General features: G+C 55.2%; 1 pseudogene. It reads left to right on the top strand.

The annotated features are described in order from the left end of the window. Positions 1 to 330: 330 nt before the first annotated feature. Positions 331 to 661: pseudogene (locus J5224_RS33325) on the top strand (SAM-dependent methyltransferase); the annotation flags it as partial.

Raw genomic sequence — 661 nt, forward strand, 5'->3', positions numbered from 1 at the left:
GGTTTCAGCGGCTGATAGGAGGAGGACACCAGTGTCAACCCATCAGCAAGCGCATCCGATTGCGACCAGCACTGACCAAACTGATCCGGTAACTGGCGACGGTTACCCTCGCGCAATACCATACGCGGCATCACACGCTGCATTGATGCACCTCGCCCTTCTCCCATTTTCTCTCTCCTCCTGTCCTCAGAGAAAAACCGCCGTCACGCAGACAAACCAAGACAATAATAATTCTCATTTATAGATAACATAAGGCTATCCCTGGCGGCAACGCCCACGTTAACCAACGCGACGTGATTAACGCCGCAACCCAGCCTGCAAGGAGCCACCATGTTCCCCACCGCGTTGACCGATTTATGGGCACTGACTGCCACCAACATCAAGACAGAGGCGGTTCGACTGGCTCTGGACAGCGCACTGTTTGATCAACTGGCGCAATCCTTAACGGTTGAGCAGTGCGCGCTGCACCAACAGTGGGAACCACAGCAAGCCTCAGCGCTGTTGGAATTGCTGTGGAGCATCAAACTGCTGACGCGCGACGCAGCAGGCTATCAAACGACCGCTGAGATGCAACCTTATCTGTGCCAAACCGGCGAGCGTTATATTGGTGACAGCTGGCGTTTCCGCTATCAATCCCTGCGTGACGTCGGGCAGCAGTTGG

The sequence above is a fragment of the Candidatus Symbiopectobacterium sp. NZEC135 genome, assembly GCF_025962695.1.